General features: G+C 71.1%; 25 protein-coding genes. 14 read left to right on the top strand and 11 right to left on the bottom strand.

Annotated features, from left to right (window positions below):
• Positions 1-94 precede the first annotated feature (94 nt).
• The 9 genes from SCAB_RS16580 to SCAB_RS44910 all read left to right on the top strand — a co-directional run bounded on the left by SCAB_RS16580 (position 95) and on the right by SCAB_RS44910 (position 10,586).
• On the top strand, positions 95-1,348 hold the full coding sequence (locus SCAB_RS16580) for an amidohydrolase (RefSeq protein WP_013001241.1): 1,254 nt from the start codon (positions 95-97) through the stop codon (positions 1,346-1,348).
• Between the two features lie 315 nt (positions 1,349-1,663).
• Positions 1,664-2,719: a BMP family lipoprotein gene (locus SCAB_RS16575; RefSeq protein ID WP_037723153.1), complete on the top strand. Its 1,056-nt coding sequence runs from the start codon at positions 1,664-1,666 to the stop codon at positions 2,717-2,719.
• Positions 2,720-3,049: 330 nt separating this feature from the next.
• Entirely contained in the window at positions 3,050-4,102 is a 1,053-nt protein-coding gene (locus SCAB_RS16570; protein ID WP_013001239.1) for a BMP family lipoprotein, read from the top strand.
• A gap of 299 nt (positions 4,103-4,401) precedes the next feature.
• Positions 4,402-5,970 (top strand): ABC transporter ATP-binding protein, encoded by a 1,569-nt coding sequence (locus SCAB_RS16565; protein WP_013001238.1) that lies wholly within the window; start codon positions 4,402-4,404, stop codon positions 5,968-5,970.
• Positions 5,970-7,115, top strand: a complete 1,146-nt coding sequence (locus SCAB_RS16560; RefSeq protein WP_013001237.1) for an ABC transporter permease — start codon at positions 5,970-5,972, stop codon at positions 7,113-7,115. The genes SCAB_RS16565 and SCAB_RS16560 overlap by 1 nt, the downstream gene beginning before the upstream one ends.
• Positions 7,112-8,386: an ABC transporter permease gene (locus SCAB_RS16555; RefSeq protein WP_013001236.1), complete on the top strand. Its 1,275-nt coding sequence runs from the start codon at positions 7,112-7,114 to the stop codon at positions 8,384-8,386. Before SCAB_RS16560 ends, SCAB_RS16555 begins: the two co-directional genes overlap by 4 nt.
• Complete coding sequence (locus SCAB_RS16550; protein ID WP_013001235.1) at positions 8,383-8,775, top strand: cytidine deaminase; 393 nt, start codon at positions 8,383-8,385, stop codon at positions 8,773-8,775. The genes SCAB_RS16555 and SCAB_RS16550 overlap by 4 nt, the downstream gene beginning before the upstream one ends.
• A gap of 87 nt (positions 8,776-8,862) precedes the next feature.
• Positions 8,863-10,146, top strand: coding sequence for a thymidine phosphorylase (locus tag SCAB_RS16545; protein ID WP_037723154.1), 1,284 nt, complete (start codon positions 8,863-8,865; stop codon positions 10,144-10,146).
• A gap of 53 nt (positions 10,147-10,199) precedes the next feature.
• Positions 10,200-10,586: an STAS domain-containing protein gene (locus SCAB_RS44910; protein ID WP_078580328.1), complete on the top strand. Its 387-nt coding sequence runs from the start codon at positions 10,200-10,202 to the stop codon at positions 10,584-10,586.
• On the opposite strand, the gene SCAB_RS16540 is transcribed toward SCAB_RS44910, so the two are convergent.
• A complete protein-coding gene (locus SCAB_RS16540; protein WP_013001233.1) occupies positions 10,479-11,483 on the bottom strand; it encodes a sigma-70 family RNA polymerase sigma factor in 1,005 nt (334 codons plus the stop codon). The genes SCAB_RS44910 and SCAB_RS16540 overlap by 108 nt on opposite strands.
• Positions 11,484-11,640: 157 nt before the next feature.
• Positions 11,641-12,933 (bottom strand): MFS transporter, encoded by a 1,293-nt coding sequence (locus tag SCAB_RS16535; protein ID WP_041669286.1) that lies wholly within the window; start codon positions 12,931-12,933, stop codon positions 11,641-11,643.
• Positions 12,934-12,996: 63 nt separating this feature from the next.
• Between SCAB_RS16535 and SCAB_RS16530 the strand changes: the two genes are divergently transcribed.
• The gene (locus tag SCAB_RS16530; protein ID WP_013001231.1) at positions 12,997-13,968 is read left to right on the top strand and encodes a LysR family transcriptional regulator; all 972 of its coding nucleotides are present in this window, start codon (positions 12,997-12,999) and stop codon (positions 13,966-13,968) included.
• Positions 13,969-14,075: 107 nt separating this feature from the next.
• Here the strand turns inward: SCAB_RS16530 and SCAB_RS16525 are convergent, their stop codons facing one another.
• Positions 14,076-14,846 carry a prolyl oligopeptidase family serine peptidase gene (locus SCAB_RS16525; protein WP_037723136.1) on the bottom strand — a complete coding sequence of 257 codons (771 nt, stop codon included), beginning with the start codon at positions 14,844-14,846 and terminating at the stop codon, positions 14,076-14,078.
• A 113-nt stretch (positions 14,847-14,959) separates the two neighbouring features.
• Here SCAB_RS16525 and SCAB_RS16520 point away from each other — a divergent pair, with 113 nt between their 5' ends.
• On the top strand, positions 14,960-16,123 hold the full coding sequence (locus tag SCAB_RS16520) for an adenosine deaminase (protein WP_013001229.1): 1,164 nt from the start codon (positions 14,960-14,962) through the stop codon (positions 16,121-16,123).
• A gap of 133 nt (positions 16,124-16,256) precedes the next feature.
• Positions 16,257-16,628: a hypothetical protein gene (locus tag SCAB_RS16515; protein WP_013001228.1), complete on the top strand. Its 372-nt coding sequence runs from the start codon at positions 16,257-16,259 to the stop codon at positions 16,626-16,628.
• A gap of 123 nt (positions 16,629-16,751) precedes the next feature.
• On the opposite strand, the gene SCAB_RS16510 is transcribed toward SCAB_RS16515, so the two are convergent.
• The 5 genes from SCAB_RS16510 to afsQ1 all read right to left on the bottom strand — a co-directional run bounded on the left by SCAB_RS16510 (position 16,752) and on the right by afsQ1 (position 20,642).
• Positions 16,752-16,952 (bottom strand): PspC domain-containing protein, encoded by a 201-nt coding sequence (locus tag SCAB_RS16510; protein WP_013001227.1) that lies wholly within the window; start codon positions 16,950-16,952, stop codon positions 16,752-16,754.
• A gap of 124 nt (positions 16,953-17,076) precedes the next feature.
• Complete coding sequence (locus tag SCAB_RS16505; RefSeq protein ID WP_173402885.1) at positions 17,077-17,631, bottom strand: VanZ family protein; 555 nt, start codon at positions 17,629-17,631, stop codon at positions 17,077-17,079.
• Between the two features lie 55 nt (positions 17,632-17,686).
• The gene (locus SCAB_RS16500; protein ID WP_013001225.1) at positions 17,687-18,325 is read right to left on the bottom strand and encodes a hypothetical protein; all 639 of its coding nucleotides are present in this window, start codon (positions 18,323-18,325) and stop codon (positions 17,687-17,689) included.
• A 50-nt stretch (positions 18,326-18,375) separates the two neighbouring features.
• Positions 18,376-19,917, bottom strand: coding sequence for a sensor histidine kinase (locus SCAB_RS16495; protein ID WP_013001224.1), 1,542 nt, complete (start codon positions 19,915-19,917; stop codon positions 18,376-18,378).
• Positions 19,918-19,964: 47 nt separating this feature from the next.
• On the bottom strand, positions 19,965-20,642 hold the full coding sequence (afsQ1, locus tag SCAB_RS16490; protein WP_013001223.1) for a two-component system response regulator AfsQ1: 678 nt from the start codon (positions 20,640-20,642) through the stop codon (positions 19,965-19,967).
• Between the two features lie 307 nt (positions 20,643-20,949).
• Here afsQ1 and SCAB_RS16485 point away from each other — a divergent pair, with 307 nt between their 5' ends.
• Complete coding sequence (locus tag SCAB_RS16485) at positions 20,950-21,705, top strand: SigE family RNA polymerase sigma factor (protein ID WP_013001222.1); 756 nt, start codon at positions 20,950-20,952, stop codon at positions 21,703-21,705.
• 285 nt (positions 21,706-21,990) lie between these two features.
• Here the strand turns inward: SCAB_RS16485 and SCAB_RS16480 are convergent, their stop codons facing one another.
• A complete protein-coding gene (locus SCAB_RS16480; RefSeq protein WP_013001221.1) occupies positions 21,991-22,620 on the bottom strand; it encodes a uridine kinase family protein in 630 nt (209 codons plus the stop codon).
• Between the two features lie 140 nt (positions 22,621-22,760).
• On the opposite strand from SCAB_RS16480, the gene SCAB_RS16475 reads away from it, so the two are divergent.
• On the top strand, positions 22,761-23,168 hold the full coding sequence (locus SCAB_RS16475; RefSeq protein WP_037723140.1) for a hypothetical protein: 408 nt from the start codon (positions 22,761-22,763) through the stop codon (positions 23,166-23,168).
• A 98-nt stretch (positions 23,169-23,266) separates the two neighbouring features.
• Here SCAB_RS16475 and SCAB_RS16470 read toward each other — a convergent pair whose 3' ends face one another.
• Both SCAB_RS16470 and SCAB_RS16465 read right to left on the bottom strand, forming a co-directional pair.
• Entirely contained in the window at positions 23,267-24,154 is an 888-nt protein-coding gene (locus tag SCAB_RS16470; RefSeq protein ID WP_013001219.1) for an aldehyde dehydrogenase family protein, read from the bottom strand.
• Positions 24,147-25,583, bottom strand: a complete 1,437-nt coding sequence (locus SCAB_RS16465; RefSeq protein ID WP_013001218.1) for an aldehyde dehydrogenase family protein — start codon at positions 25,581-25,583, stop codon at positions 24,147-24,149. The genes SCAB_RS16470 and SCAB_RS16465 overlap by 8 nt, the downstream gene beginning before the upstream one ends.
• Positions 25,584-25,585: the final 2 nt, after the last annotated feature.

Raw genomic sequence — 25,585 nt, 5'->3', positions numbered from 1 at the left:
CGACCGGAAATCTTCCCCTCACGGGCTGATTTTTTGTTGATCGAGGGTGAGAAGGTCGCCCGATCGCCCTACCCTTCAGAGGGTGAACCAACTGATGTCCCGAGAGTCCGAGGCAGATCTGCCGGGGGAAGCCGAAACATCGCTCCCCGGCACGTTGCCGGAAGCCCTGCGTGCCGAACTCGTCGCCTTCCGCCGCGACTTGCACATGCACCCGGAGCTCGGCAACCAGGAGTTCCGCACGACCGCCGCGATCAAGGCCCGCCTGGAGAAGGCCGGCCTCAGCCCGCGCGTGCTCGACAGCGGCACCGGACTCATCTGTGACATCGGCGACTGGAACGGCACCGACAGCTCCGCGCTCGCCCTGCGCGCCGACATCGACGCCCTCCCCATCCCGGACACCAAGGTGGACTGCGACTACCGCTCCACCGTTCCCGACCGCGCCCACGCCTGCGGCCACGACGTGCACACCACCGTCGTCCTCGGCGCCGGCCTCGTCCTCGCCGACCTGCACCGCAGGGGCCAGCTGCCCCGCCCCGTCCGGCTGATCTTCCAGCCCGCCGAGGAGGTCCTGCCCGGCGGCGCCGCCGACGTCATCAGGACCGGCGCGCTCGACGGCGTCGGCCGCATCATCGCCGTGCACTGCGACCCGAGGGTCGACGCCGGCCTCATCGGCCTGCGCCACGGCCCCATCACCTCCGCCTGCGACCGGCTGGAGCTGTCCCTCGACGGGCCGGGCGGCCACACCGCGCGCCCCCACCTCACCACCGACCTCGTCACCGCCGCCGCCCGGGTCGTCACCGACGTCCCCGCGCTGGTCGCCCGCCGGTTCGACGCCCGCGCCGGGCTCGTCGTGACCTGGGGCCGCATCGAGTCGGGCCACGCGCCGAACGTCATCCCGCAGCACGCGGAGCTCTCCGGCACCGTCCGCTGCCTGGACATCAACGCCTGGCGGCAGGCCCCCGACCTGATCCACGAGGCGGTCCAGGAGGTCGCGGTCATGCACCGCGCCAAGCCCGAGATCAACTACATCCGGGGCGTCCCGCCGGTCGTCAACGACCCCGTCGTCACCGAACTGCTGCACGACTCGATGGTCGCCCGCCGCGGTGCCAAGTCCGTCGAGGACACCGAGCAGAGCCTCGGCGGCGAGGACTTCTCCTGGTACCTGGAGCACGTCCCCGGCGCTATGGCCCGTCTGGGTGTCCGCCGTCCGGGCGACCTCACCGTCCGCGACCTCCACCAGGGCGACTTCGACGCCGACGAGCACGCCATCACCGTGGGCGTGGAGCTCTTCACCGCGGCCGCCCTCCTGGACGCCCGCATGCGCGCCCTGGACCCCGCCGGTCTCTAGGCACCCCCTCCGCGACCCCTCCGGTTGCGCCCGGCCCACCCTCGCGGCAGCCTGGTGCGCGTGTCCGTGCGATCACCGTGCGGAGCGCGCACCTTCACGCTGACGTCACCCCTCGTACACGCACAGCGAGGGGCGGGAGAGGCACTGTGTCCGTGAGATCCCTTTCGATCCCATGGTTCACGAGGACGTAACGGCCACCGGCACGAATGGATAACGGCCAGTCGAAACCCCGTTCCCAGGAGGGTCTACGCGCGTTAATGTGCGCCGAACTGAGCACCCGGTCGCGGGGCTTTGCAGAAGATGGGGAACTTCAAGATGCGTCGGATTTCCAAACTGACCCGCGTCGCGGTGGGGGTCGCGTCGCTGGCGCTCGCCGCCACGGCCTGTGGTGGTACCAGCAGCGAGGGCAGCAACAGCGGCGGCGAGACCAGCAAGGGCGAAAAGGGTCTCGCGATCGCGTACGACATCGGTGGCAAGGGCGACCAGTCCTTCAACGACGCCGCCTTCGCGGGCCTGGAGAAGGCTCAGAAGGAATTCGGGTACAAGACCGCGGACATCGAGCCCACCGAGGGCGAGACGGACGCCGACAAGCAGCAGCGTCTGGAGTCCCTGGCCAAGCAGGGCTACAACCCCGTCGTCGGTGTCGGCTTCGCCTACGGCCCCGCCATGGAGGCCGCGTCCAAGAAGTTCCCGAAGACGACCTTCGGCATCGTCGACTCGGTCGTCGAGGGTGACAACGTGGCGTCCCTCGTCTTCGCCGAGCAGGAGGCCTCGTACCTCGCCGGCGTCGCGGCGGCCAAGGCCACCAAGACCAACACCGTGGGCTTCGTGGGCGGCGTGGACATCCCGCTCATCCACAAGTTCGAGGCCGGCTACAAGCAGGGCGTCGCGGACACCAACCCGAAGGTCAAGGTCCTCTCGCAGTACCTGACCCAGACGGCCGAAGAGGGCGGCTTCTCCAGCCCCGACAAGGGCAAGGCCGCCGCCGAGGGCCAGATCGAGAAGAAGGCGGACGTGCTCTACGCGGCCGCCGGTCTCTCCGGCCAGGGTGTCATCGAGGCCGCCGCCAAGGCGAAGGTCTGGGCGATCGGCGTCGACTCCGACCAGTACAACCAGGAAGCCCTCGCCAAGTACAAGGACTACATCCTCACCTCCGCCCTGAAGGACGTCGGCGGCGCGGTCTACACGCTCGCCAAGTCCGTCGAGGACGGCAAGCCGCTCACCGGTGTCCAGACCTTCGACCTCAAGGTGGACGGCGTCGGCCTGGCCGACTCCAACCCGAAGATGGCGGAGATCGCCGGCCTGACCGACGCGGTCGCCAAGGCCAAGGAAGGCATCATCGACGGCTCGATCAAGGTGAAGACCGAATAGGTCCGGATCCGCGACGAACGCCGACAGCGGGCGGGTGCTTCTGCACCCGCCCGCTGTCGCGTGTCCCGGCGCACCGGTCGGGCCGTACCGATCGGGGCTCCGCCGCGTGGGCGCGACCAGCCACGATGCACCCGCACCCGACACTCCGCCCCCAACACCCCCACGCCGCCCCGGACACCCTTGCAACACGGCCCCATAACAACGTGGTCCACCAGGCTTCACCCGAGGGGTCTACGCGCGTTACTCTGCGGCGAAAGCCATATAAGGCGCCGATGCTGTGAAGCACCACTGAGCAGTACCCCCCGGCGCTGTACGACAGGAGCACCACACATGCGCCGGGTTTCCCGCCTCGCGGTCGCAGGCGCAGCGACCGCCTCCCTCGCCCTCGCCCTCTCCGCCTGCGGCGGTACGTCGACGGACGCCTCGTCCTCCGCCGACGCCAAGGGCGACAAGGGCCTCGCGATCGCGTACGACGTCGGCGGCAAGGGCGACCAGTCCTTCAACGACGCCGCGTTCGCCGGCCTGGAGAAGGCGAAGAAGGAGTTCGGGTACGACACCCAGGACATCGAGCCCACCGAGGGTGAGACGGACGCGGACAAGGAGCAGCGCCTGGCCTCCCTGGCCAAGCAGGGCTACAACCCGGTCGTCGGTGTGGGCTACGCGTACGCCACCGCCGTGAAGGCCGCCGCCGAGCAGTTCCCGGACACCACCTTCGGCATCGTCGACGACTCCACGGTCCAGCTGGACAACGTCGCGGACCTGGTCTTCTCCGAGGAGCAGGCCTCGTACCTCGCCGGCGTCGCGGCGGCCAGGTCCACGAAGACGAAGACCGTCGGCTTCGTGGGCGGTGTGGACATCCCGCTGATCCACAAGTTCCAGGCGGGCTTCGCGCAGGGGGTCGAGGACACCGACCCCAAGGTCAAGGTGCTGACCCAGTACCTGACCCAGACGGCCGAGGAGGGCGGCTTCTCCAGCCCCGACAAGGGCAAGACGGCCGCCGAGGGTCAGATCGAGAAGAAGGCCGACGTCGTCTACGCGGCGGCCGGTCTGTCCGGCCAGGGGGTGATCGAGGCCGCCGCCGCGAACAAGGTCTGGGCGATCGGTGTCGACTCCGACCAGTACCGGCAGGAGGCCCTCGCGAAGTACAAGGACTCCATCCTGACCTCGGCGACGAAGGACGTCGCCAAGGCGGTGTACAACCTGGCGAAGTCGGTCGAGGACGGCAAGCCCGGGACCGGTATCGTCAGGGGCGATCTGAAGACCGGTGAGGTCGGCCTCGCCGACTCCCACCCGAAGTTCAAGAGCGACACCAAGCTCCAGGAGGCCATCACCACGGCCAAGGAGAAGATCATCAGCGGCGAGATCAAGGTCAAGACCGGCTGATCCAGCTGTACCACGAGCAGTCGCGCGACCCCGGGGTGTTCAGGCACCTCCGGAGTCGCCGGTAACCGCGGGGTTACGCGCGCTCAACGGGGTACGGGGAGTATCGCTCCCTGTACCCCGTTGTCTAAGCGGCCCCGGGGGAGCCGGGGTGTCGCCCCGGGTCTCCCGGCACCGCTTGGGCGTGTCGCCCGCTTCCGATGCCGTAGGGGCGCTACGCGCGTAGACGACCCCCTTTCCCAGGAGAGTGCGCCATCAACGCGTCCAGCAGCCCTCCGGCCGACGCCGCGGTCAACGAATCGGTGACCGCCGTCGAACTCGCCGGGATCACCAAGCGATTCCCCGGCGTCGTGGCCAACCACGACATCCACCTCACCGTGCGCAAGGGCACCGTCCACGCCCTCGTCGGGGAGAACGGGGCCGGCAAGTCCACCCTGATGAAGATCCTCTACGGCATGCAGAAGCCGGACGAGGGCACCATCGCGGTCGACGGCGAGCAGGTCTCGTTCTCGTCCCCGGCCGACGCCATCGTCCGTGGCATCGGCATGGTCCACCAGCACTTCATGCTCGCCGACAACCTCACGGTCCTGGAGAACGTGGTCCTCGGCAGCGAGAAGCTCCACGGCATCGGCGCCAAGGCCCGTCGCAAGATCAAGGAGATCTCCGAGCGCTACGGCTTCGGCGTGCGCCCGGACGTCCTGGTCGAGGAGCTGGGTGTCGCCGAGCGCCAGCGCGTGGAGATCCTCAAGGTCCTCTACCGCGGCGCCCGCACCCTGATCCTGGACGAGCCCACCGCCGTCCTGGTGCCCCAGGAGGTCGACTCCCTCTTCGCCAACCTGCGCGAACTCAAGGCGCAGGGCCTGGCGGTCATCTTCATCTCGCACAAGCTGGGCGAGGTGCTCTCCGTCGCCGACGAGATCACCGTCATCCGGCGCGGTACGACCGTCGGTACGGCCGTCCCCGCCGAGACCACCCCGCGTCAGCTCGCCGAGCTGATGGTCGGCAGCGAGCTGCCCACCCCCGAGACGGCCGAGTCCACGGTCACCGACCGTCCCGTCCTCACCGTCAAGGACCTCCGTCTGGAGGCCGTCGGCGGCAAGGCCCTGCTCGACGACATCACCTTCACCATCCACGCGGGCGAGGTCCTCGGCCTCGCCGGTGTCGAGGGCAACGGCCAGACCGAACTGGTGGACGCGCTGATCGGCCTGAAGTCCGCCGACTCGGGCACGATCTCGCTCGCCGACGACGAGATCACCTCCTGGCCCACCCGCAGGCGCCGTGAGCAGGGCGTCGGCTACATCCCCGAGGACCGCCACCGGCACGGTCTGCTGCTGGAGGCCCCCCTCTGGGAGAACCGTATCCTCGGCCATGTGACCGAGCGGCCCAACGCCAAGGGCGTCTGGCTCGACCCCAAGGCCGCCCAGGAGGACACCCGCCGGATCGTCACCGAGTACGACGTCCGCACCCCCGGCATCGACGTCACCGCCGCCTCCCTCTCCGGCGGCAACCAGCAGAAGCTGATCGTCGGCCGCGAGATGAGCCACAAGCCGCGCTTCCTGATCGCCGCCCACCCCACCCGCGGTGTGGACGTCGGCGCGCAGGCCCAGATCTGGGACCAGATCCGCGAGGCCCGCCGCGAGGGCCTGGCCGTCCTGCTGATCTCCGCCGACCTGGACGAGCTGATCGGCCTGTCCGACACGCTCCGGGTGATCTACAACGGCAAGCTGGTCGCCGACGCCGACCCCGCCACCATCACCCCCGAGGAGCTGGGCTCGGCCATGACCGGTGCCGCCACCGGCCACCTCGCATCCGAAGAGACCCCCGAGACCTCGGCGGACACGTCCGAGTCCGAGGAAGACGAGGCCCGCTGATGAAGAAGTTCGACAAGGAGCGCGTGCTCCTCGCGGTGGCCGGACCGGTCCTCGCGCTGGCCGTGGCCTTCGTGCTGACCGCGATCGTGCTGCTGGCCTCCGGCAAGAACCCGGTCGAGCCGTTCACGATCATGTTCGAGCAGGCCACGTTCTCCGACATCCAGGTCCGGATCATCAACCAGGCCTCGCTGTACTACGTCGCGGCCCTCGCGGTGGCCATCGGCTTCCGGATGAACCTGTTCAACATCGGTGTCGACGGCCAGTACCTGCTCGGCGCCATGATGGCCGCGATCGTCGGCGCGCACGTCGACCTGCCCGCGGTCCTGCAGATCCCGCTGCTGATGCTCACGGCGATCCTCACCGGCGCCTTCTGGGCCGGCATCGTCGGCGTCCTCAAGGTCACCCGCGGCGTCAGCGAGGTCGTCGCGTCGATCATGCTGAACGCGATCGCCACCTCCGTCATCGGCTACCTCTGGCTGCCGAACGTCTTCGGCGTCAAGGTCGGCAACAACAACACCACCGGCGAGATGGCCGAGTCCGGCTGGGTCCCCGGCATCGACATGGGCGAGGCCGGCGAGATCTACGGCCTGGTGCTGCTCGCCATCCTGCTCGGCGTCGGCTACTGGATCGTCATCAACCGCACCCGCTTCGGCTTCGACCTGCGCGCCTCCGGCGCCTCGGAGTCCGCCGCCGCGGCCAGCGGTGTCGACCCCAAGCGCATGGTCCTCACCGCCATGCTGATCTCCGGCGGTGTCGCGGGCCTCGCGGGCCTGCCGATCCTGCTCGGCGACACCCACACGTACAGCCTGAACTTCCCCACCGGGATCGGTTTCCTGGGCATCGGCATCGCCCTGCTCGGCCGGAACAGCCCCGTCGGCATCGCCTTCGCCGCCCTGCTGTGGGCCTGGCTCGACAAGGCGTCCCCGGAGCTGGACTTCCACGGCTACGACAAGGAGATCGCGGTCATCATGCAGGGCCTGATCGTGCTCTCGGTCGTCGTCTCCTACGAGACCGTGCGCGAGTGGGGCCTGCGCCGCCAGCAGCGCCGGGTCGGCGCCGAACTGGCCGCGGGCCACGTCCTCGGCGGTCCCGACGCGGACGCCTCCGACAACCACAACGTCAAGAAGGAGGTGTCGGGCCGATGACCACGAGCACCACCGCGACCGACCTCAACCAGCCCTCGCTGGAGCCGACCGCCCCCACCGGGCGCAAGATGTCGCTGCCCGTGCTGCTGCTGGTCATCGCCGGCGTCCTGGCACTCACCTCGATCGTCCGCATCATCACCGGCGCCGACGGCATCACCAACGTCAGCCAGATGTCCACCGCGCTGGAGCTGGCCGTCCCGATCGGCCTCGCCGGTCTCGGCGGCCTGTGGGCCGAGCGCGCGGGCGTCGTCAACATCGGCCTCGAAGGCATGATGATCCTCGGCACCTGGTTCGGCGCCTGGGCCGGCTTCCAGTGGGGCCCGTGGACCGGTGTCCTGGTCGGCATCATCGGCGGCTGCGTCGGCGGTCTGCTGCACGCCTTCGTCACCGTCACCTTCAACGTCAACCACATCGTCTCCGGTGTGGCCATCAACATCCTCGCCCTCGGCGCCACCCGCTACCTCGCGCCCCTCGCCTTCGAGGGCCACCAGGGCGGCTCCGCCAAGCAGTCCCCGCCGGTCGACGCACTCGGCGACTTCACGGTGCCAGGACTCTCCGACGCGCTCCAGACCCTCAACGAGAAGGGCTGGTTCTTCGTCTCCGACCTCGCCGGCCTGCTCGGCGGCCTCGTCACCAACGTCTCCTGGCTGACCCTGCTCGCCGTCGCGCTGATCCCCGCCACCTGGTGGATCCTGTGGCGCAGCGCCTTCGGTCTGCGTCTGCGCTCCTGCGGCGAGAACCCGATCGCCGCCGAGTCCCTCGGCGTCAACGTCTACAAGTACAAGTACCTCGCCGTGATCATCTCCGGCGGTCTGGCCGGCCTCGGCGGAGCCTTCCTCTCCATCGTCGCCAACCCGTTCTACCTGGAGGGCCAGACCAGCGGCCGCGGTTACATCGGTCTCGCCGCGATGATCTTCGGCAACTGGATGCCGGGCGGCCTCGCCCTCGGCGCCGGCCTCTTCGGCTACACCGACAGCCTCAACCTGCGCGGCGGCTCCGAGAACGTCCACGCCCTGCTGCTGCTCGGCGCGCTGCTCCTGGTCATCGGCGCGATCTGGCAGGCCGTCCGCAAGAAGTACGTCCCGGCCGCCATCACCTTCGTCATCGGCGCCCTGGTCTTCACCTGGTACGCGACCACCAACGAGGTCCCGAACCAGGTCGTCGCCGCCACGCCGTACGTCATCACCCTGATCGTCCTCGCGCTCTCGGCCCAGCGGCTGCGGATGCCGAAGGCGGACGGCCTGCCGTACCGGAAGGGACAGGGCAAGTGACCGCCGTCGACTGGGCCCGGCTGCGCACGGTGGCCCGGGACGCCATGTCCCGGGCGTACGCCCCGTACTCCGGCTACCCGGTCGGTGTGGCCGCCCTCGTCGACGACGGCCGGATCGTCTCCGGCTGCAACGTCGAGAACGCCAGTTACGGCCTCGGCCTGTGCGCGGAGTGCGGCCTGGTCTCCGAGCTGCAGAACAGCGGCGGCGGCCGTCTCACCCACTTCACCTGTGTGGACGGCAAGGGCGACATCCTCGTCCCGTGCGGCCGCTGCCGGCAGCTGCTCTACGAGTTCGGCGGCGCGGACCTGCTGCTGGAGACCCCGGCGGGCATCCTGCCGCTCTCGGAGATGCTGCCCCAGGCCTTCGGCCCGGACCATCTCACCAAGTAACTCCTGTGCGGCCCCCCTGAGTTGCTCAGGGGGGCCGCACCTTTTCAGCAGAACCTCGGAAGGAAAGCCATGACGAAGCCGACCACGATGTCGATGGACGCCATCTCGGTCATCCGCACCAAGCGGGACCGCGGCGAACTCAGCGACGAGCAGATCGACTGGGTCATCGACGCGTACACCCGCGGCGAGGTCGCCGACTACCAGATGGCCGCCCTCAACATGGCGATCCTCCTCAACGGCATGGACCGCCGGGAGATCGCCCGCTGGACTGCCGCGATGATCGCCTCCGGTGAGCGCATGGACTTCTCGTCCCTGTCCCGTCCCACCGCCGACAAGCACTCCACGGGCGGCGTCGGAGACAAGATCACCCTCCCGCTCGCCCCCCTGGTGGCGGCCTGCGGCGCGGCCGTCCCCCAGCTCTCGGGCCGCGGCCTCGGCCACACCGGCGGCACCCTCGACAAGCTGGAGTCCATCCCCGGCTGGCGCGCCCTGCTCTCCAACGAGGAGATGCTGAACGTCCTGGACGAGGTCGGCGCGGTCATCTGCGCCGCGGGCGACGGTCTGGCCCCGGCGGACAAGAAGCTCTACGCGCTCCGCGACGTCACCGGCACGGTCGAGGCCATCCCGCTGATCGCCTCCTCCATCATGTCCAAGAAGATCGCCGAGGGCACCGGCTCGCTGGTCCTGGACGTGAAGGTCGGCAGCGGTGCCTTCATGAAGACCCTGGAGGACGCGCGCGAACTGGCGTCCACGATGGTCGGCCTGGGCACGGACCACGGCGTGAAGACGGTCGCCCTCCTCACGGACATGTCGACCCCCCTCGGCCTCACCGCCGGCAACGCCCTGGAGGTCCGCGAGTCGGTCGAGGTCCTGGCGGGCGGCGGCCCGGCGGATGTCGTGGAGCTGACGATCGCCCTGGCCCGAGAGATGCTCGACGCGGCCGGTGTGAAGGACGCCGACCCGGCGAAGGCGCTGGCCGACGGCTCGGCGATGGACGCGTGGCGCCGCATGATCGCGGCCCAGGGCGGCGACCCCGACGCCCCGCTCCCGACCTCGCGCGAGCAGCACGTGGTGAAGGCGGCCGCCTCCGGCGTCCTGACCCGCCTCGACGCCTACGACATCGGCATCGCCGCCTGGCGTCTCGGCGCCGGACGCGCCCGCAAGGAGGACCCGGTGCAGGCCGCCGCGGGCGTCGAGCTGCACGCCAAGCCCGGCGACACGGTCACCGAGGGCCAGCCCCTGCTGACCCTGCACACCGACACCCCCGAGCGTTTCGACTATGCCCTGGAGGCCGTCGCGGGCTCGTACGACATCGGCGCCCCCGGCACCGCGTACGAGCCGACGCCGATCGTGCTGGACCGCATCGCCTGAGACGGCCGCACCACGGATCAGGGCGGGCCACGGCGGGTGTGGTCGCCTCCGCGATGAGTTCCGGGACTCTTCCCGGTCTACCGGTCGTGGACGCGACGACACCCGCCGTACTCGTACTGCCAGGCCCTCTCACCCGGGACGAGGTACCTCGGCTCTGTGCCGAGGTACGCGCGCGACTGGAGACGACCGGGGGCGGGACCGTGGTGTGCGACGTCGCCGGTATCGGCCCGCCGGGCCTGGCCGCCGTCGACGCCCTGGCCCGGTTGCAGCTCACCGCACGGCGGGCCGGGGGCCGGATACGGCTGCGGGACCCCGCCCCCGCGCTGGGCGCGCTACTGCGGCTGGTCGGGCTTGCCTTCGAGGTGGAGGGGCAGGCCGAAGAGGGGGAACCAGCGGGCGGTGTCCAGGAAGCAGTGGAATCCGGCGATCCGGCCCTCTGAGATCTCCAGCGCCTGCACCGCCCACGCGGTGAACCCGCCGCTGTCGGGGTCCGGCTTGTACTGCGCGAAGCCCGGCAGGCCGTTGACCTCGACGGGCACCAGGTGCGAGCCGGCGCAGGCCGCGCCGAGCGTCGTCATGAACCCGGTGATGTCGCCCGTGCCGGTCAGCCAGAGGTCGAACGGCGGCATCGTCATGACCGCGTCCTCGTGCAGCAGGGCCGTCAGCGCCGCCATGTCGTATCCCTCGAAGGCGGCCACATAGCGGTCGAGCAGCTTGCGCTGCTCCTCGTCGAGCGGGTCGGAGACATCGGCGGCGGCCTGCCCGCCCTCGGCGAGGGTCGCGCGGGCCCGCTGCAGGGCGCTGTTCACCGAGGCGACGGAGGTGTCGAGCAGCTCGGCGACCTCGCTCGCCTTCCAGGCCAGCACCTCACGCAGGATGAGCACGGCCCGCTGCTTCGACGGCAGCTTCTGCAGCGCGGCGACGAACGCCAGCCGCACCGACTCCTTCGCGACGGCGGCCTCCGCCGGGTCGTCGGTCGTCGGCAGCACCCGGGCGTCCGGCACGGGCTCCAGCCAGGTGTTGTCGGGGCGGGGGGAGAGGGCGGCCCGGGCCAGGGGCGTGGAGTCGGTGAGATCCATGGGCCGGGCCCTCTTGTTCCCCGCGGTCAGCATGTCCAGGCACACGTTGGTGGCGATCCGGTACAGCCAGGACCGCAGGGACGAGCGGCCCTCGAACTTCTCGTGGCTGCGCCAGGCGCGGATCATCGTGTCCTGCACGGCGTCCTCCGCCTCGAAGGACGAGCCCAGCATCCGATAGCAGTACCCGGTCAGCTCGACCCGGTGCTTCTCCAACCGGACATCGAGCTCCGCCGTCGCCGTCGCCGTACCGTCACCCATGGCCAACCCACCCCTGTGGCATCCCTGTGCGTACCAACACCTCGGAAGCTACCGCAGCCCACTGACAATGGCCTGGGGAAGGGAGGAAGGGGCAGGTCACAGGGGTGCGGGGCCGTTCACGAGGGTCCGCGCGGACGCGTCGCGCGGACCCGTCGGATCAGCAGGCCGGGGTCAGCGCGCGCCGGGCGCGGGCCGCGCGGGTGCCCGCCACCGTGATGCCCACGACCCCCAGCACCGCCAGCAGGCCCAGGGCGACCGTCCCGCCCCAGCCCCCCGCGTGGAAGGCGATGGCCCCCAGCGTGCTGCCCGCGCTGGAGCCCACGTAGTACGCGGACTGGTACAGCGCCGATGCCTGGGCGCGGCCCTCCTTCGCGGTGTGGCTGACCGCCGACGACGCGGCGGCGTGACCGGCGAAGAATCCGGCGGTGATGAGGACCAGGCCCAGCAGCACCACCGGGAGGGAGTCGGACAGCGAGACCAGCAGCCCGGCGGCCGTCGTGGCGCCCGCCAGGTACAGGGTGCCGCGCCGGCCGAGACGGCCGACCAGCTTCCCGGCGGTCGACGCCGACACCGTGCCCACCAGGTAGACCAGGAAGATCGAGCCGATGACGCCCTGGGGCAGCGAGAAGGGGTCCCCGGCGAGGCGGTAGCCGATGACCGTGTAGACGCCGCCGAAGACCGTCATGAACAGGGCACCGATGGCGTACAGCCGCCGCAGCAGCGGGTTCGCGAGGTGGGCGCGGACCGTGCGGGCCAGCACCGCCGGGCGCAGCGACCCGGCCACGAAGTGCTTCGGCGCGGGAAGCAGCAGCCGGAAGGCGACCGCGCAGCCGACGGCGATCACCCCGAGCACGCCGAGCGCGACCCGCCAGCCCCACTCCTGCGCGACCCAGCCCGTGACGACACGGCCGCTCATTCCGCCGACGCTGTTGCCGGCGACGAAGAGACCGATCGCCGTGATGAGGGCCTTGGGGCGGACCTCCTCGGCGAGGTACGCGGTCGCGGAGGCCGGCACCCCGGCCAGCGCCGCGCCCTGCACGGCCCGCAGCACCACCAGGGCGCCGAGCGAGGGCGCGAAGGGGATCAGCAGCCCGACCGTCACCGCGACCACCAGCGAGGCCGTCATCACCGTGCGCCGCCCGAACCGCTCGGACAGCGCGCTCATCGGCAGCACGAACAGGGCCAGCGCCCCGGTCGCCGCCGACACCGTCCAGCTCGCCGCGCTCGCCGTGCTCGCGAAGCCGTCCGAGATCAGCGGCAGCAGGGCCTGCGTGGAGTACAGCAGGGCGAAGGTCGCGACGCCCGCGAGGAACAGCGCCAGGCTCATCCGGCGGTAGCCGGGCCCGCCCGGGGCCACTCGGGTGTCGACGGCGGACGGGGAGGAGGCGGCGGGGGCTACGGCTGGGACGGCGCCCACGGTGGTGGACGCCCCGGTACTTGCGGAAGGCATGCCTCGAAACTACGGACGCCGCCGTTCATCCGTCCAATGCATGGAACCCCCATAATCGTTCCCGTGATGCATCAGCAGAGGTCAGAGCCGCGCCTGTCACCGTCCGGTGACACAGAAGACATCGAGAGCATCGAGGACATCGTCCTGCGGCTCGCCCCCCGTCTCGCCTACTTCGCCGGAGTCGCCCGCACCGAGCACGTCACCAGGGCCGCGCGCGAGATGCGTGTCCCGCAGTCGACGCTGTCGCGGGCGATGGTCCGCCTCGAACAGGACCTGGGCGTCGACCTGTTCGCCCGCCGGGGGCGCACGGTCTCCCTCACCCACGCCGGCCGCACCTTCCACGCCTCCGTCGAGCGCGCCCTCGCCGAGATCGAGCGCGCCGCCGACGAGGTCCGCGCAGACGCCGACCCCGCCACCGGCAAGGTCGCCTTCGGCTTTCTGCACACCATGGGCGCCGAGACCGTCCCCGGTCTGCTGCAGGCATTCCGCGCCGAGCACCCCCGGGTCCGCTTCAGCCTCGTCCAGAACTACGGCGAGGCCATGCTCGAACGCCTGCGCGCGGGCGAACTCGATCTCTGTCTCACGTCCCCCGTCCCGGACGCCCCCGACTTGGTGGCCCGCCGCCTCGACGAACAGAAGCTCCGGCTCGTCGTCCCGGCCGACCACCGCCTCGCCGCCCGCAAACGCGTCCGCCTCTCCGAGGCCGCCGACGAAACCTTCGTCACCCTGGAGCCCGGCTACGGCATGCGCCGCATCACCGACGACCTCTGCGAGGCGGCCGGCTTCAAACCGCGCATCGCCTTCGAGGGGGAGGAGGCGGAGACCCTGCGGGGCCTGGTGGCGGCGGGGCTGGGCGTGGCGCTCCTGCCCCCTCCGGCCGTTCCCCGGCCGGGAGTGGTGGAACTGACGGTGACGGCCCCGCGCGCGGCCAGGGAGATCGGTGTCGCCTGGCTCGACGGCCACCCGGACACGCCCCCGGTGGCGGCCTTCAAGAAGTTCCTGCTCTCCAGGCGGGGCCGCCTGCTCCACGACTGACGCGGCCCGCAGGGCCGTCGTCTCCAGGGGCGCGGGGCTGTATCGAGATGCGGCTCCGCCGCGTGGGCGCGAGAAGCCCCACCGGACCTGCAGCCGCGAGACACCCTTCAACCACCCCTCTGCGAGCGAGCCCCCCCGAAGCCGGAGGCAAGCGGCATCCGCAGCCCCAGCGGCGGCGGAGCGGCGAGCGCGTCCTCCACCGGGCGGGCGAACGCCCGCCCGAACAGCACCCCCATCACAAAGTCCGCGGCCAGCGCATGCACCTCGTCCCGGTACTGGGTCAACCCGTGCCGGTCCGCGTGCACTTCGAACCGGCAGATGTCGGGGTTCGTCTTCTTCGCCCGCGCCGCGAACCGGAACGACAGCTCGGGATCCACCCGCTCGTCGTTCGTCCCGTGCACGATCAGCACCCGCCGCCCCGACAGCTGCTTCACCGGTTCGGGCGGTGCCGCCACGTCCTCCTCGGGCAGCCAGGGGGCGATGGCCAGCACCGAGTTGACGGCCTCGTGCCCGCCCGCGTGCAGTGCCGCCCGCGCCCCCATGTGGAGCCCGGCCAGACACACCGGCACGTCCCCGTACCGCCGCACCACCTCGTCCACCGCCCACTCGGCATCCCGCGCGAGCCGCGCCTCCGTACCGTTCCAGCCCCGGTGGCGGTAGTGCACGACATGGGCCGCCAGCCCCTCCGTACGGCCCGCGCGGGCGAGCCGGCGGCCGAGGGCACGCACGGAGGCCGCGGCCAGTACGGGGGAGGGTCTGCGGGTGGATGCCTCGTCACCGGCCGGGAGAAGAAGGACCACCCCGCCGACCGTGCTCGGCTCCGGGCCGATCGTCCGCCCAAGTCGGGGCATACGGACCGGCATTGCTTGCTGCGCCATGACAGAACAGTGTCAGAAGAGAGGGTGTACGCCACCCGTCCTGTGGGTCACCGTTACGTATCGACGCGATCATCCGACAGGCGCTCTACGCGCGTAGGAGGTATCGTACGAAAATGACGAACCAGAACGACCCGACCGGTACCACCCCGGATCCGGACCAGATCCGCCGGGCGCCCAAGGTTCTGCTGCACGACCACCTCGACGGCGGCCTGCGCCCCGGAACCATCGTCGAACTCGCCCGCGACAGCGGGTACTCCCACCTCCCCGAGACCGACGCCGACCGGCTCGGCGCCTGGTTCCGTGAGGCCGCCGACTCCGGCTCGCTGGAGCGGTACCTGGAGACCTTCTCCCACACCGTCGGCGTCATGCAGACCCGTGACGCGCTGGTCCGGGTCGCCGCCGAGTGCGCGGAGGACCTCGCGGCCGACGGCGTCGTCTACGCCGAGGTCCGCTACGCCCCCGAGCAGCACCTCGACGGCGGGCTCGGTCTCGAAGAGGTCGTCGAGGCCGTCAACGAGGGCTTCCGCGAGGGCGAGCGCCGGGCCCGGACCGACGGCCGGCGCATCCGGGTCGGCGCGCTGCTCACCGCCATGCGCCACGCGGCCCGCTCCCTGGAGATCGCCGAACTCGCCAACCGCTACCGCGACCTCGGTGTGGTCGGCTTCGACATCGCGGGCGCCGAGGCCGGCTACCCGCCCACCCGGCACCTCGACGCCTTCGAGTACCTCAAGCGCGAGAACAACCACTTCACGATCCACGCCGGTGAGGCGTTCGGGCTGCCCTCCATCTGGCAGGCGTTGCAGTGGTGCGGCGCCGACCGGCTCGGTCACGGCGTCCGCATCATCGACGACATCCAGGTCCACGAGGACGGCTCCGTGAAGCTCGGGCGCCTCGCCTCCTACGTCCGTGACAAGCGCATCCCGCTGGAGCTGTGCCCCAGTTCCAACCTCCAGACCGGCGCCGCCCGTTCGTACGCCGAGCACCCCATCGGGCTGCTGCGGCGCCTGCACTTCCGGGCCACCGTGAACACGGACAACCGCCTGATGTCGTTCACGAGCATGAGCCGTGAATTCGAGCACCTTGTCGACGCATTCGGTTACACGCTCGACGACATGCAGTGGTTCTCGGTCAATGCTATGAAGTCAGCATTCATTCCTTTCGATGAACGACTGGCCATGATCAATGACGTGATCAAGCCCGGGTACGCCGAGTTGAAATCCGAATGGCTGTTCCGTCAGACGGCCTCCACCAGTGGTTCTGTCGAAGAACGGGACTGATCGGCGACTCCGGGGAGCGGCCGTGTCCACGGCGACGCGGCCGTTTTCCGATGTTTGCCTCCGGCGGGACTTTGGTGTTTACGTTTCGGCACCGCTCACCACCCGTCAAACGCATTCCAAGGACGCATTCAACATGAAGCAGTCTGCTGCCAAGACCCTCGGTGTCGCCGTCGTCGGTGCCGCCATCGCCGCTGCGGGCGCGGGTGCCGCGAACGCCGCCCCGAGCGCGCCGGTCGCCCCCGAGGCCTCCCAGGCCCTCGGCACCGTCACCCAGGCGCTGCCCGTGGAGAACGTCACGAAGGCGCTGCCGACCGCCGCCGGTGCTCTCGCCCAGGGTCAGAGCGCGCTCGGCGCCGGCCTGGAGGCGGCCCAGCCCGCCGCCGCCAACGTCCTGGCCGAGGGCCCCACCGCCCCCGTCGCCGGACTGCTCGGCGGTCTCCCCGTCGGCAAGACCCTCCCCACCAAGGGCCTCGGCGTCAACGGCCTGCCCCTCGGCGGCGCCTGAGCCGCACCACGGCACCGGTACGGGGCGCATCCCTGCGGGGTGCGCCCCGTCGGCGCACGCGGCACCGGCCCGGCGCGTCACGGCCCGGCGCGTCATGGGCCGTGGGCCTCACGGCCGTACCCGTCACCAGGCCGCGCGCGCCTTGCCCTCTGCGGGGAAGAGCACCCACAGGGCTATGTACAGCAGGAACTGCGGGCCCGGAAGCAGGCACGACAGCAGGAAGATCACGCGCATCGTGGTCGCGGAGACGCCGTAGCGCCGTGCCAGCGCGGCACAGACTCCGCCGATCATCCGGCCTTCGGTGGGACGGGCAAGGCGGCTCATGAGGGCTCCTTCGTCGGTGTAGGACACCGGCCCTCGGGCCGGCGGTGGGACGGGGCCTCCAGCGGCCACCGCTCTCTTTTCCACACCTTCGACGCTACGGTGACGAAGCGGACGAAGCGTCCCTCTACGGAGCCATCCCGACCCTGGGAATCGTCGGGGTCCGACCCTGAGGCATCTCCTCGGGGCGCGGCCGCGCCTCGCCCAGCCGGGTCCGTGCCCTGCGCCGCAGCGCCGACCTGAGCACCGGAACCACCGCGAGATGGGCGAGACCGACGCCGACCGAGTTCAGCAGGATCGAGTCGATGTCGACGACCTGCCCCGGCACCCCGGTCTGCAGCAACTCGATGGCCAGCGACAACAGTGCCCCGGCCGCCACCGACCGGGCCAGCGACGCCAGCGGCGACCCGGCCAGCCTGCCGTGCGCCAGCGGCAGCAGGACGCCCAGGGGAGCGAGGAGTGCCAGCCCTTCACCGATCCGGTGGGCCGCCTCCGGCCACCCGAGGGCCAGATCCGCTCTGATCCCGGCGAACGGCCGCAGATTCGCGGGACTCATCCAGGTGACGTCCAGCGGACGCAGTGTGATCCAGGCAACGACCGCGAGATGCACGGCGAGGAGAACACCCCCCGCCGCACGGACACGGATCCCGGCGCTACCGCCGTTCGTACCTTGAGGCTGCACGCCCCCCAAGACGCGGCCCCCGGCACGATCGGTTGCAGGATCTTTCGCGAGGGGCTCAGGAACCCCCGACCTCCGTCGACGGCGGGTTGCCGTCCCCCGGCGCCGACTGGGTCTCCGCAGCGCACTCGTAGCGGCGCAGCGTCTCGGCGCTGGTGCTGCCGAGGACCACCGAACCGTTGTCGCCGGCGGCCGCCGAGTCCGCGAACGTGCAGACGATCTGGGCGAGGGCGAACCGGGGGAGGGCGTCGGGCGCGGTGGACAGCCGCAGGGCGTCCTCGGGGTCCCCCGGCGCGGGCCCCGACACCGTGAGACCGGGCGGGACGGCGGTGCTGTAGCCGGCCTCGTCCTCTATGACGCTCGGGTCGGCGGACAGGGCGTCCAGCAGGCCCTGGGCGACGACGGCGCGCCGCCGGGCCTCCTCGGTGCCCTCGGCGACCTCCACCGAGCGGTTGACCCGCACGAGCGCCCCGGAGCACAGGAGGAACACCTCGACCGGCAGACCGGAGGGCGTCGACTGGGTGGTGATGTCCGTCGCCGACAGCTCGCACGGCACCATCGAGGGTGCCGGGCCGAAGTCCGTCGGCACCTGGGTGGCCCGGATGCCGCAGCCGGCCAGCAGCCCGGCCAGCGCTCCGGCGGCGGCCAGGACCCGTACGCCGCGCGCGCGTGCGGCCCCTCCCCGTACCTCTGGCACTCGCACGCCCCGCGTTCCCCCGTCCTCCCGTCGCCGGGTCGTTCGTATCGTCACCGACCTGCCCCCTCGGGGCCGCCGTCGGCCCGGCCGCCGTCCAGCTCGTCCGCGAGCAGCGAGGACGCGTCGCGGGGCAGGCGCAGGGTGAAGACCGCGCCGCCCTCCGGGGAGTTCGCCGCGGTGATGTCGCCGCCGTGGATGTGGGCGTTCTCCAGGGCGATGGACAGGCCGAGGCCGCTGCCCTCGGAGCGGGGGCGGGAGGCGCTCGCCTTGTAGAAGCGGTCGAAGACGTGCGGGAGGACGTCCTCGGGGATGCCCGGGCCGTGGTCCCGTACCTCGATCAGCAGGTCCGCGTCGTTCGCGTCGCCCTCGCGGACCCGGACGCGCACCGGCGAGCCGCCGTGCTTGAGCGCGTTGCCGATCAGGTTCGCCAGGATCACGTCCAGGCGGCGCGGGTCGAGCTTGATGATGATGCCGCGCTCGGCGTCGAGGTCCACCGCGTCCAGCCAGGCGCGGGCGTCGATGCAGGCGGTGATCTGGTCGGCGATGTCGACGTCGTCGAGGACGAGACGGGCCGTGCCCGCGTCGAAGCGGGTGACCTCCATCAGGTTCTCCACCAGGGTGTTGAGACGCTGGGTCTCGCTGACGACGAGCCGTACCGCCGGTTCGATCATGGGGTCCAGGCTGCCCGTGTCGGCGTCCAGCTCCTCCTCCAGCACCTCCGTGACGGCGGTGATCGCCGTCAGTGGTGTGCGCAGTTCGTGGGACATGTCGGCGACGAAGCGTCGGGACGCCTCCTCGCGGGCGCTCATGTCGTCGACCTTCTTCTCCAGCGACTCCGCCGCGAGGTTGAACGTGCGGGAGAGGTCGGCCAGTTCGTCCGTGCCGGAGACCCGCAGCCGGGTGTCCAGCTTGCCCTCGCCGAGCCGCCGGGCGGCGACGCCGAGGCGCTGCACCGGCTTCAGCACGGTCGTCGCGGCGGCCTGCGCGAGCAGCGCCGAACCGATCAGCGACAGACCCGTGGCGATCCCGAGCGACCAGGCCAGCGAGTTGAGGTCCTTCGCCTCCTCCGCGAGCGACTTGCGCATGTACCCCGTCGGCCCGCCGCCGATCATCTTCGCGCCGCCCACCAGATAAGGGGTGTCGCCGTCGATGACCCGCTGCCAGTACACGTGGTACGCGTGCTTGTTGCCGGAGGTGATCTTCTGCCGCTTGTCGACGGCCTTGCGCAGGGACGCCGGCACGTCCTCCAGCGAGAAGCCGGTGAGCGCGTTGTCGGTCGAGGCCCCGGTCACCGTCCGCCCGCCCGCGTCCTCGGCGACCAGCAGCACGCTGGAACGCTCGCCGCCGTCCGCCATCTTCCTCGCCGCGAGGCGCAGCTGGTCCTGCGTCGGATTCGGGCGCAGCGTGCTCACATGGCTCTGCATCTCCCGCTCGAAGTCGTTGAGCGCCGCGTCCTGCGCGCGCGTCTGCACGGCCTCGCGGTTGAGCCAGTACGCGATGCCGGACGCCGACACGGCGGCCGTGAGCGCCACCAGACCGAAGACGACCACCAGGCGCAGCCGCAGACTGGTGAACCGGATCCGGGACTGCATCTTCCTGCGAGCCGCGGCCCAGCCGCGGATCCCCCCCGAAGCCTTCGTCACTGAGGAGTGTCCAACCGGTAGCCCACGCCGCGCACGGTACGGATCAGCGTCGGCGAGGACGGCACGTCCTCGACCTTGGCGCGCAGCCGCTGCACACACGCGTCCACCAGGCGCGAGTCGCCCAGGTAGTCGTGCTCCCACACCAGACGCAGCAACTGCTGCCGGGACAGCGCCTGTCCGGGGCGGCGGCTCAGCTCCAACAGCAGCCGCAGCTCGGTGGGTGTCAGCTGGAGGTCCTCGCCGTTCTTCGTCACGGTCATCGCCGCGCGGTCGATCACGAGGGAGCCGAAGGTCGCCGCGTCGTTGGCCTCGCGCTCGCCGCGCCGCAGCACCGCGCGGATACGGGCGTCCAGCACCCGCCCCTGCACGGGCTTGACCACGTAGTCGTCCGCGCCCGACTCCAGGCCCACCACGACGTCGATGTCGTCGCTGCGCGCCGTGAGCAGGATGATCGGCAGCTGGTCGGTGCGCCGGATGCGCCGGCACACCTCGAAGCCGTCGATCCCAGGCAGCATCACGTCCAAAACGATCAGATCAGGCCGCTGTTCGCGCAGCAGCTTGAGGCCATCCTCGCCGGTGGCGGCGGTGGCGACACGGTGCCCCTGGCGCGTCAGTGAGAGCTCCAGGGCCGTGCGGATGGCGTCGTCGTCCTCGATCAGCAACAGGGAAGGCACGGGCTCATTCTGGCCCATGGCATGGCGCCGAATCGACCGTTGGAGCGCTCCCACCCGACACCCGCACACGATCGTGCCGTTCGCGTAGCCGTACGACTCTTTTCTGTGATCGACCTGTCCCCTGACTGGGCCCGGCCCCTGTGACAGCTCTGTGACAGTCGGCGGACACGGCGATGAAGGTGGACGGGCAATCTTTTCGGCACAGGCAAGGAAACGCCGCCCGGCAGCACGAGGGGCGGAGCCGGGGAGTACGAAGAAGCACCACGGCACAGCATCACAACCGGAAGTCCACGACGGGGGGCGCGAGATGAACACGCTGCACAGCACCAGCACTAGCGCAGTTGTCACGCGGCTCCACGACGTCGTCCGGAACACGGAGAAGTCCGGTGCGGTGAGCGGGCGGGGGTGCGCTCGCGGCACCGGGCGTCAGCACACCACGTTCATGTCGGTGGTTGACGCGCACGTGGGGGGAAGCACCACGGGGGTCCACGGGGGAACGGGGACCGCGTACGGGGAGGGCACGGGGGAGCGCCGGTCTGTGTCGGAGGCGGAGTTCACCGCCTACGTCCAGGAGCGTCGTGCCTCCCTGTACGCAACCGCCTACCACCTGACCGGCGACCGGTTCGAGGCCGAGGACCTGCTGCAGAGCGCGCTGTTCTCGACCTACCGGGCCTGGGACCGGATCAGTGACAAGGCCGCGGTCGGGGGATACCTCCGCCGCACCATGACCAATCTGCACATCAGCGCGTGGCGCCGCCGCAAGCTGAACGAGTACCCGACCGAGGAACTGCCGGAGACCGCCGGTGACACGGACGCGATGCGCGGCACCGAACTGCGCGCCGTCCTGTGGCAGGCGCTCGCCCGGCTCCCCGAACTCCAGCGGACGATGCTGGTCCTGCGCTACTACGAGGGCCGCACCGACCCGGAGATCGCGGAGATCCTCGACATCAGTGTCGGCACGGTGAAGTCGAGCATCTGGCGGTCGCTCCGCCGGCTGCGCGAGGACGAGGTCCTCAGCTTCGGCCGTGACGAGGAGGAGTCCTTCGGGGAGCTTGTCGCCTGAAGGTCAGCGGGGGGAGTGGGTAACGGGGGAAAAGCGGGGGGAGCACGGGGGAGACGGGACGTCACGGAGGCGCGGGGGAGCGCCGACGTGACGGCCGGGGGGTGACCGGCGGGGTCCGGGGGGACCACGACGGTGCAACGGGGGAAGCACGGGGGATACGGGGGAAGGCGGGACTGGAGGGCCGGGGGGTCCGTCCAGTCCCGTTTTCACGTGTGCCCGCTGCCCGATGCTCACTGCCCACTGCTCGTGCCCACCGTCCCGGCGACGCCGTCCGTGGGCCGGGTCTCAGGCCGGGGCCGCCGCGCTGCGGCCCGCGGCGGCCGCCGCCAGACGCCCCAGCGCCTCGTCCCGGTCACAGGCATGGGCGCCCAACTCCGTCTGCCGGGCCACGATCGAGCGCTCCAGACGCATCAGCCGCCAGCCGCGCCGCAACAGGAACGGCACCGACTTGCGGCCCTCGCGCAGATCGCGCAGGAAGCGGCGACGGAACGTCTTCACCGCGCCGCGGGACAGGCACAGCGCGTCCGCCAGCAGGCCCAGTTCACGGCAGCGCCCGACGATCTCGGCGGCGAAGATGCCCTCGGCGATGAACACCGGCGTGGGCCCGATGCTCAGCGCCTCCGCGCCGGTCCGCGCGCTGAGCGAGATGTCGTACGCCGGCACGGTCGTACGGCCCGTGCGGCACAGTTCCTCGATCGCGGCGACGGCGGTGTCCGCGTCCCACGACAGCGGGTGGTCCCAGTCGATGTCCGTACTGCCCGCCACCTGCGGCAGCGTCGGGTCGTCACCCTCCTTGTAGAAGTCGTCCAGCCGCAGCACGGGCAGGCCGGAGCGGGCGGCGAGGAGGGACTTGCCTGAGCCGGACGGACCGGTCAGCAGGACGACCCGGGACGGTATCGGAGGATGCGAACTCACGAGAGTCCAGTGTGAGGCATCGCGCGGCTCCCGCCGAGTCGGCGGGTCGCCCTTGGAGCGCACATCACACCTCAACTACCGTTCGTGTCTCTATGATTACTTTCCGAAACGGAAACGCACAGGACAAGGTGGCACCGCTGATGGCTCGACTCTCGGCTCCCCAGACCCCCGACGCCCGGCGCCTGCTGCTGGCCGTCACCACCGCGGGGCTCGCGCTCGGCGCGGGCGCCGGCACGGCCGCGGCGGCGGACGGCGCCGCACCGGTCGTCGACGTGCTGCGCACCCGGCCCACCTCGCTCGGCCAGGTCGACCCGCAGGCGGGCCTGCAGGCCCTCACCGGCACCGTCGGTTACGTCACCGGCCCGGTCGCGGGCCTCAAGCCCAACCCGCTGGCGGGCACGGGCGTCGACCCGCTCGACAACGGGGTGGGCACGCAGCTGGCCGACTTCCAGCCGCTGACGTCCACCGCCCTGACCGGGCCGGTGGCGCAGGCGCCGTCGATCGGCAGCATCCCGGTGCTCGGGCAGGTGGTGGGCGGGCTGCGCTGAGCACCCCTTGAACGCCCCGTGACGAGCGCGGGGAACCGCGGGGCCCGACCGGACGGTTCGCGCCGTCCCGAGGCTCCCGCGGTTCCCCGCGTCCCGGATCAGTAGGCGGAGCCCGAGGCGCCCAGCGACCCCGTCGGGTGCCAGACCGTCTTGGTCTCCAGGAACGCCGTGATGCGGTCCAGGCCGGGCGTGGCCGCCCAGTCGTCCACAGGCTGTGGACGCAGGACGCGCTTGAGGTTGTCGGCCGCCGCGATCTCCAGTTCCTTCGCCAGCACCTCGTCCGCGCCGGCCAGGTCGATCGCGTTGACGTCCTGGTGGGCGGCGAGGGGCGCCGCGATCTCCGCCGTGCGGCCGGAGAGGACGTTGACGACACCGCCGGGGACGTCGGAGGTGGCCAGCACCTCGCCGAGCGACAGCGCCGGGAGGGGGGACCGCTCGCTCGCGACGACGACCGCCGTGTTGCCGGTCGCGATCACCGGGGCCAGGACGGAGACCAGGCCCAGGAAGCTCGACTCCTGCGGGGCCAGGACCGTCACCACGCCCGTCGGTTCGGGCGAGGAGAGGTTGAAGTACGGGCCCGCCACCGGGTTTCCGCCGCTGACCACCTGGGCGATCTTGTCGGTCCAGCCCGCGTACCAGACCCAGCGGTCGATCGTCGCCTCCACCAGAGCGGCGGCCTTCGACTTCGACAGGCCCTCGGCGTCGGCGACCTCGTGCACGAACTGGCCCTTGCGGCCCTCCAGCATCTCGGCGACACGGTAGAGGACCTGGCCCCGGTTGTACGCCGTCGCGCCCGACCAGCCGCCGAACGCCTTGCGGGCGGCGACCACCGCGTCACGGGCGTCCTTGCGGGAGGAGAGGGGCGCGTTCGCCAGCCACTTGCCCTTTGCGTCGGTCACCTCGTACACCCGGCCGCTCTCGGAACGCGGGAACTTCCCGCCGACGTACAGCTTGTAGGTCTTGAAAACAGACAGGCGGTCAGACATCGAGGTACGCCTCCAGGCCGTGGCGGCCGCCCTCGCGGCCGAAGCCCGACTCCTTGTAGCCGCCGAACGGCGACGTCGGGTCGAACTTGTTGAACGTGTTGGACCAGACGACGCCCGCGCGCAGCTTGTTCGCGACGGCCAGGATCCGGGAGCCCTTCTCGGTCCAGATGCCCGCCGAGAGGCCGTACTGGGTGTTGTTGGCCTTGGCGACGGCCTCGTCCGGGGTGCGGAAGGTGAGGACGGACAGGACCGGGCCGAAGATCTCGTCCCGCGCGATGGTGTGCGCCTGGGCGACGTTCGTGAACAGCGTCGGGGCGAACCAGTAGCCCGCGGACGGCAGTTCGCAGGCCGGGGACCAGCGCTCGGCGCCCTCGGCCTCGCCGCGCTCGACGAGCGAGGTGATCCGGGTGAGCTGCTCCTCGGAGTTGATCGCCCCGATGTCCGTGTTCTTGTCGAGGGGGTCGCCGAGGCGCAGCGTCGACAGACGGCGCTTGAGGGAGTCGAGCAGCTCGTCCTGGATCGACTCCTGGACCAGCAGGCGGCTGCCCGCGCAGCAGACCTGGCCCTGGTTGAAGAAGATGCCGGTCACGATGCCCTCGACGGCCTGGTCGATCGGGGCGTCGTCGAAGACGATGTTCGCGCCCTTGCCGCCCAGTTCGAGCGTGACCTTCTTGCGGGTGCCCGCGACCGTCCGCGCGATCTGCTTGCCGACCGCCGTGGAGCCGGTGAAGGCGACCTTGTTCACGTCCGGGTGAGCGACCAGGGCCGCGCCCGTGTCGCCGTAGCCGGGGAGGATGTTGACGACACCCTTCGGCAGGCCCGCCTGGCGGCAGATGTCCGCGAAGAACAGCGCCGACAGGGGGGTCGTCTCGGCGGGCTTCAGGACCACCGTGTTGCCGGTGGCCAGCGCCGGGGCGATCTTCCACGCCAGCATCAGCAGCGGGAAGTTCCAGGGGATGACCTGGCCCGCCACGCCCAGCGGGCGGGGGTTCGCGCCGTAACCGGCGTGGTCCAGCTTGTCGGCCCAGCCCGCGTAGTAGAAGAAGTGCGCGGCGACCAGGGGGAGGTCGGCGTCCCTCGTCTCCTTGATGGGCTTGCCGTTGTCCAGGGTCTCCAGGACGGCCAGTTCGCGGCTGCGCTCCTGGATGATGCGGGCGATGCGGAAGAGGTACTTCGCGCGCTCCGCGCCGGGCAGCGCGGACCACTTCTCGAACGCCTTGCGGGCCGCCGCCACCGCGCGGTCCACGTCCGCCTCGCCCGCCCGGGCGATCTCGGAGAGGACCTCCTCGGAGGAGGGGCTGACCGTCTTGAAGACCTTGCCGTCGGCGGCCTCGGTGAACTCGCCGTCGATGAACAGGCCGTACGAGGGGGCGATGTCGACGACCGCCCGGGACTCGGGGGCCGGTGCGTACTCGAATGCGGAAGCCATGG

The organism is Streptomyces scabiei 87.22 (assembly GCF_000091305.1).
GTDB lineage: Bacteria > Actinomycetota > Actinomycetes > Streptomycetales > Streptomycetaceae > Streptomyces > Streptomyces scabiei.
This window is presented reverse-complemented; position numbering and strand designations above follow the sequence as displayed.